Here is a 6151-nt window from a genome sequence, read left to right as displayed (position 1 = left end):
GCCACCCGCTACGAGAAGACCGCCACCGTCTTCCGGGCCGGACTCCACATCGCCGGCATCTTCATCTGGTCCGCCCGCTGATCCAAAAGAAAGACCCTAGTCGCCCTTGGTGGCGATGTCCACGTACCACTTGGGCGCCAGCCGGTCGCAGTTCTGCTCGCCGGTGGAGGTGAGGGAGTCCCGTACGCAGGTGACGTAGTCGTTGTAGTACAGGCTGAGCCCGATCACACCGGCCACGAAGACCACCGTCATCGCGCCGGTGAGCACCCCGCCGAGCGCGGCCGGCGTCAGCGGGTTGGGCGTGGGGCCGGCCGCGGCGGGGGCCCCCTCGGTGGTGGCGGCGGCCGGCCTGGGCGAGCGCATCGCGGTGACGCCCCAGAGGATGGCGAGCGCGCCGAGGAACAGCGCCACGTAGTAGATCCCGGCGACCGCGCAGACCAGCGCCGCCATGCCGGCCAGGGCCGCGTTGCGGGCCTTGCGCTGGGCCGGGTCGGCGGGGTCGAGCCGGGGCTGCTGGGGGGCGGGCGGCCGGGGCTGCCAGCCGCCGCCCTGGTAGCCGGAGCTCCACGGGTGCGGCGGCGGGACCTGGGGGCGCTCCTCGGGGTTCTCGCCGTCCTCGGGGCTCTCCGAGCCGTCGGGCCGGGGATTGCGCGGCTGCCACGGCTGGTCCGGGGCATCCGCCGGCGGCGGCGCGAAGGGATTGCGCTCGCCGGTGCTGTCACCGCTGCTCATGGTTCAGCCATTCCTTCTCGGTCGGTGCGACGGGTACCCCGCGCACCCTATGATCCCGCAGTCGCGCGCGGGCCCTTCGGCGGCCTGCCGTCGCGGGCCGCGGACCCGTCCGGATCCCCGGGCCCGCGGCACCGAGGAGATCCCCGTCTCAACTACGCGCGTAGCGCCCTCGGGCCGTTTCGGAGGCCGTCCGACCAGCCGTTATCGTGGTGACGGTCAGCAGCTCACATCGGTTCCCGGGGCCCGCGTCGCGGTGGGTTTCCCGTGTGTTCCCCCTCGCTCGACCTGCCGTTCGTAGTGGCCCCACCGCCGGTGGACGTACCAGCGTGCGGCGCCCGAACCTACGGAGAATCGCGCAGTGGCCGCCGCCCCCGCTCAGCTCTTCCCGCCCCGCACGCCCGGACCGGCCCGTCTGGTGGTGCTGGTCTCCGGCTCCGGCACCAACCTCCAGGCGCTGATCGACGCCGCCGCCGACCCGGCCTTCGGCGCCGAGATCCTCGCCGTCGGCGCGGACCGCGACGGCATCGCGGGCCTGGAGCGGGCCGAGCGCGCGGGCCTGCCGTCCTTCGTCCACCGGATGAAGGACTTCCCCGACCGGGCCGCCTGGGACGGCGCGCTGACCGCCTCCGTCGCCGCCTACCAGCCGGACCTGGTGGTCACCGCCGGCTTCATGAAGATCCTCGGCCCCGCGTTCATCGCGGCCTTCGCCGGACGGATCGTCAACACCCACCCCGCACTGCTGCCCGCCTTCCCCGGCGCCCACGGCGTCACCGACGCCCTCGCGTACGGGGTGAAGGTCACCGGCTGCACCGTCCACCTGGTCGACGCCGGCGTGGACACCGGGCCGATCATCGCGCAGGGCGTCGTGGAGGTCACCGACGCCGACCACGCCGATGGCGGCGAAGCGCTGCACGAGCGCATCAAGACAGTCGAGCGCAAGCTGCTCGTCGACATCGTTGGCCGGCTGGCCCGTGAGGGCCACCGCATCGAGGACCGAAAGGTATGGATCCCGGCATGAGTGCCAGCTCCACCACCCCCCCTGTCTCCGAGAACACCCGACCGATCCGTCGTGCGCTGATCAGCGTGTACGACAAGACCGGTCTGGAGGAGCTGGCCCAGGGCCTGCACGCCGCCGGGGTCGCCATCGTCTCCACCGGCTCCACCGCCGGCCGGATCGCCGCCGCCGGCGTGCCGGTCACCGAGGTCTCCGAGCTGACCGGCTTCCCGGAGTGCCTGGACGGGCGCGTGAAGACGCTGCACCCCCGCGTGCACGCCGGCGTGCTCGCCGACCTGCGACTGGAGTCGCACCGCGCGCAGCTGGCCGAGCTGGGCGTCGAGCCCTTCGACCTGGTCGTGGTGAACCTCTACCCGTTCAAGGCCACGGTCGCCTCCGGCGCCACCCCGGACGAGTGCGTCGAGCAGATCGACATCGGCGGCCCGAGCATGGTCCGCGCCGCCGCCAAGAACCACCCGTCGGTCGCCGTCGTGGTGGACCCGGCCCGCTACGAGGACGTGCTGAAGGCGGCGCAGGAGGGCGGCTTCGACCTGCTGACCCGCAAGCGCCTGGCCGCCCAGGCCTTCGCGCACACCGCCGCCTACGACGTCGCGGTGGCCAACTGGTTCGAGACCTCCGGCTACACGGAGACCGAGGACGCCGCCTTCCCGGCCTTCCTCGGCGCCTCCTACGAGCGGCAGAGCGTGCTGCGCTACGGCGAGAACCCGCACCAGGGCGCCGCGATGTACAGCGACGGCACCGGCGGCCTGGCCGGCGCCGAGCAGCTGCACGGCAAGGAGATGTCGTACAACAACTACGTCGACACCGACGCCGCCCGCCGCGCCGCCTACGACCACGAGGCCCCGGCCGTCGCGATCATCAAGCACGCCAACCCGTGCGGCATCGCGACCGGCGCGGACGTCGCCGAGGCGCACCGCAAGGCGCACGAGTGCGACCCGGTCTCCGCGTACGGCGGCGTGATCGCCGTCAACCGCCCGGTCACCGTCGAGCTGGCCGAGCAGATCGCCCCGATCTTCACCGAGGTCGTCGTCGCCCCGGCGTACGAGGACGGCGCCGTCGAGGTGCTGGCCCGCAAGAAGAACCTCCGGGTGCTGCTCGCCCCCGAGGCGCCGGCCAACCGCCAGGAGGTGCGCCCGATCTCCGGTGGCGCGCTGCTCCAGGCGGCCGACCGGATCCACGCCGAGGGCGACGACCCGGCCAACTGGACGCTGGCCACCGGCGAGGCGCTCTCCCCGGCCGAGCTGGCCGAGCTGGCCTTCGCCTGGCGGGCCTGCCGGGCCGTCAAGTCCAACGCGATCCTGCTGGCCAAGGACGGCGCCTCGGTGGGCGTCGGTATGGGCCAGGTCAACCGGGTCGACTCGGCGAAGCTCGCGGTCGAGCGGGCCGGCGAGCGGGCCAAGGGCTCGTACGCGGCCTCGGACGCCTTCTTCCCGTTCGCGGACGGCCTGCGGATCCTGCTCGACGGCGGCATCCGGGCCGTGGTGCAGCCGGGCGGCTCGATCCGCGACGAAGAGGTGGTCGCGGCCGCCGCCGAGGCGGGCGTGACCATGTACCTCACCGGCACCCGGCACTTCTTCCACTGACGCGCCGACACGCCAAAGCGCCAACGTGCTGAGGCGCTGACCCACTGACGCGCTGACGGTACGACAGAGCGGCCCGGCCCCCTCCGCGGAGGGGACCGGGCCGCTCTGTCGTACCGGTGTGCGCGCTACTTCTTGATCACCACGGTGCCGGCGGCACGGTCGTGCCAGCCCTGCAGCTTCCCGGAGTTGTCGAAGAAGGGCGACAGGTACACCAGGATCGCCCCGATGTAGCAGAGGATCGCGCCGACGATCGGGATGATGAAGCGGATGAAGCCGCCGCCGATGCCGGGGACCTGGCCGTCGCTCTCCTTGACGACCCGCAGGCCCATCGCCAGCTTGCCCAGCGTGGCGCCGGTGAAGGCCACCATCAGCCACTCGTAGAGCAGGCCGATCACCGAGAACACGCCGAAGATGATCAGGATCGTGACGAACCAGCCGGTGGCCGCGTCCTGGTTCTGGTGCAGGCAGTCGTAGTACGCCGAGTTGGAGCCGCCGTAGGTGTACTTGGAGCTGCAGTCCTTCTGGTCGTTGGCGATGCCCAGCGCGCTGGCCATGCCGAACGCCACGAACAGCGCGTACACCGCGCCCACGGCCGCGCCGTCGATCAGCCGGGCCAGGAACCGCTGGCCCATGGTGGCGATCTTCACCGGGCCCAGGTGGGCGATGTTGATGTAGCCGTTGTTGGCCTGGATGGTGCCCGGCATCGGCGCGTACCCGTAGGCCTGCTGCTGCGGCACGCCGTACGGCGGGGCCTGCGGCGGCTGCTGCGGGTAGCCGTACCCGGCGGCCGGCGGGGCCTGCTGCGGGTAGCCGTAACCGGGCGGCGGGGGCTGCTGGCCATACGGGTTGTTCGGGTCGGGCGGGTAGCTCATCGGTGCCTCCGGGCAGGATGGGGGACGTGGGGACGGGACAGCGGGAGGACCCTGGACGGACGGGCGGTCGATGCGCCGACCGGTCGGGACGATAGCGCGGCGGGGCGACACCGGGGGCGGCACGGAGCCGGGCCCGGGGCGCCGCTGCTCAGCGACGTGGGGACGGCGGAAGCGGGAGCGTCGACGGCTGCGGCCCTGCGAGCACGCCGCGGCGAAGCGCGGACGGCGCTGTGCGATGTGGTGGTCTGCTCACTGTCTCTTCCCCCGGGTACGTCCCCGCCAGGTGTCCGTCGGCCCGTCACCGGGCCGGAAGCGGCAGGGAATGCCCGCATATCGTCAACCGGACGGCCGGGTGCTGTCCAGCCGCGCCCGCGCAACGGACAGGACTGTGGCGCAACCGCAACGTGACCCACACGTTCCGTTCCGGGCCGGGGCCCTGGCACGGCGGGTTGCCGGGATCCGGGAGAATGGGGTCATGACTGCCCAGATTCTCGATGGCAAGGCCACCGCGTCCGCGATCAAGTCCGAACTCGCCGCCCGCGTGGCGGCCCTCAAGGCGAAGGGCGTCACGCCCGGCCTCGGCACCGTCCTGGTCGGCGACGACCCGGGCAGCCGCTGGTACGTCAACGGGAAGCACAAGGACTGCGCCGAGGTCGGCATCGCCTCGATCCAGCGCGAGCTGCCCGCCACCGCCACCCAGGAGGACGTCGAGAACGTCGTCCGCGAGCTCAACGCCGACCCGGACTGCACCGGGTACATCGTCCAGCTCCCGCTGCCCAAGGGCCTGGACCAGAACCCCGTCCTGGAGCTGATGGACCCGGACAAGGACGCGGACGGCCTGCACCCGACCTCGCTCGGCCGCCTCGCCCTCGGCATCCAGGGCCCGCTGCCCTGCACCCCGCTCGGCATCGTCGAGCTGCTGCGCCGCCACGACGTGGCGATCAACGGCGCCGAGGTGGTCGTGATCGGCCGCGGCGTCACCGTCGGCCGCTCGATCGGCCTGCTGCTCACCCGCCGCAGCGAGAACGCCACCGTCACCCTCTGCCACACCGGCACCCGGGACCTCGCCTACCACCTGCGCAAGGCCGACATCGTCATCGCCGCCGCCGGTGTGCCGCACCTGGTCAAGCCGGAGGACGTCAAGCCGGGCGCGGCCGTGCTGGACGTCGGCGTCAGCCGCAGCGAGGGCAAGATCGTCGGTGACGTCCACCCGGGCGTGGCCGAGGTGGCCGGCTGGATCTCCCCGAACCCCGGCGGCGTCGGCCCGATGACCCGCGCCATGCTGCTGAACAACATCGTCGAGGCGGCCGAGCGCCGCGTCGGTCTCTGACCCCGGCAGTCCGACCAGAGGGGCGAGCCATGAGCGAGCGGAGCGAGGTGGACGCATGAGCGACCCACGACCGGCGCGATCCCGGCGCAGGCCGGTCAAGACCACCGGGACCCTGCCCCCCGAGGGCTCGGCCGCGGCACTGGGCCGTGACCACACCCTGCCGGTCCGCCAGTGGCCGATAACGCTGGTCCTGCTGGTGGTCGGCGCCGGGCTCGCCGTCACCTGGTTCGCCGACTTCAAGGACGGCTTCAAGTACGGCCTGCTGATCCTCGGCGGCGGGGTGCTGCTCGGCGCGGTGCTGCGCCTGGTGCTGCCCGAGGTCGGCATGCTGGCGGTGCGCAGCCGCTTCACCGACGTGATCGTGCTGACCTTCCTCGGCGTCTCGATCGTGCTGCTCACCCTGGTCGCCCAGCCCAACCCGTGGCTGGAGATCCCGCTGATGGACAACGTGGGCCAGCTGATCGGCCGGCCCCGGCACTGACGGCCCGGCCCCTGCGACGGCCCCCGCCCCGGCTCCCCGGGCGGGGGCCGCCGCCGTCTGTGACCTGTCAGTCACCACCGTCCACGCGGCGTACGCTTCGCTTTGCGATAACCTGACGCCGGTCTCTCGATGTCGAGA

Annotated in this window: 6 protein-coding genes; 4 read left to right on the top strand and 2 right to left on the bottom strand. The window is 72.7% G+C overall.

All coding sequences use genetic code 11. The features are described 5' to 3' along the window. Positions 1–96: 96 nt before the first annotated feature. Entirely contained in the window at positions 97–732 is a 636-nt protein-coding gene (locus ACIGZJ_RS29670; protein WP_396460128.1) for a hypothetical protein, read from the bottom strand. 358 nt (positions 733–1090) lie between these two features. Between ACIGZJ_RS29670 and purN the strand changes: the two genes are divergently transcribed. Continuing rightward, positions 1091–1750: a phosphoribosylglycinamide formyltransferase gene (purN, locus tag ACIGZJ_RS29665; protein ID WP_396460127.1), complete on the top strand. Its 660-nt coding sequence runs from the start codon at positions 1091–1093 to the stop codon at positions 1748–1750. Continuing rightward, the gene (purH, locus tag ACIGZJ_RS29660; protein WP_396460126.1) at positions 1747–3330 is read left to right on the top strand and encodes a bifunctional phosphoribosylaminoimidazolecarboxamide formyltransferase/IMP cyclohydrolase; all 1584 of its coding nucleotides are present in this window, start codon (positions 1747–1749) and stop codon (positions 3328–3330) included. The genes purN and purH overlap by 4 nt, the downstream gene beginning before the upstream one ends. Before the next feature lie 125 nt (positions 3331–3455). Here purH and ACIGZJ_RS29655 read toward each other — a convergent pair whose 3' ends face one another. Beyond that, entirely contained in the window at positions 3456–4202 is a 747-nt protein-coding gene (locus ACIGZJ_RS29655) for an RDD family protein (RefSeq protein WP_396460125.1), read from the bottom strand. 475 nt (positions 4203–4677) lie between these two features. Between ACIGZJ_RS29655 and ACIGZJ_RS29650 the strand changes: the two genes are divergently transcribed. After that, positions 4678–5532 carry a bifunctional methylenetetrahydrofolate dehydrogenase/methenyltetrahydrofolate cyclohydrolase gene (locus tag ACIGZJ_RS29650; RefSeq protein WP_396460124.1) on the top strand — a complete coding sequence of 285 codons (855 nt, stop codon included), beginning with the start codon at positions 4678–4680 and terminating at the stop codon, positions 5530–5532. 55 nt (positions 5533–5587) lie between these two features. Continuing rightward, positions 5588–6013 (top strand): DUF3017 domain-containing protein, encoded by a 426-nt coding sequence (locus tag ACIGZJ_RS29645; protein ID WP_387948391.1) that lies wholly within the window; start codon positions 5588–5590, stop codon positions 6011–6013. The last annotated feature ends 138 nt before the right edge of the window (positions 6014–6151 follow it).

Source organism: Kitasatospora sp. NPDC052868, assembly GCF_044547105.1.
Taxonomy (GTDB): Bacteria; Actinomycetota; Actinomycetes; order Streptomycetales; family Streptomycetaceae; genus Kitasatospora.
This window is presented reverse-complemented; position numbering and strand designations above follow the sequence as displayed.

Coding starts and splice junctions, on each gene's coding strand:
- ACIGZJ_RS29650 (WP_396460124.1), top strand. CDS start 4,678: ATGACTGCCCAGATTCTCGATGGCAAGGCCACCGCGTCCGCGATCAAG.
- ACIGZJ_RS29655 (WP_396460125.1), bottom strand. CDS start 4,202: ATGAGCTACCCGCCCGACCCGAACAACCCGTATGGCCAGCAGCCCCCG.
- ACIGZJ_RS29645 (WP_387948391.1), top strand. CDS start 5,588: ATGAGCGACCCACGACCGGCGCGATCCCGGCGCAGGCCGGTCAAGACC.
- ACIGZJ_RS29670 (WP_396460128.1), bottom strand. CDS start 732: ATGAGCAGCGGTGACAGCACCGGCGAGCGCAATCCCTTCGCGCCGCCG.
- purH (WP_396460126.1), top strand. CDS start 1,747: ATGAGTGCCAGCTCCACCACCCCCCCTGTCTCCGAGAACACCCGACCG.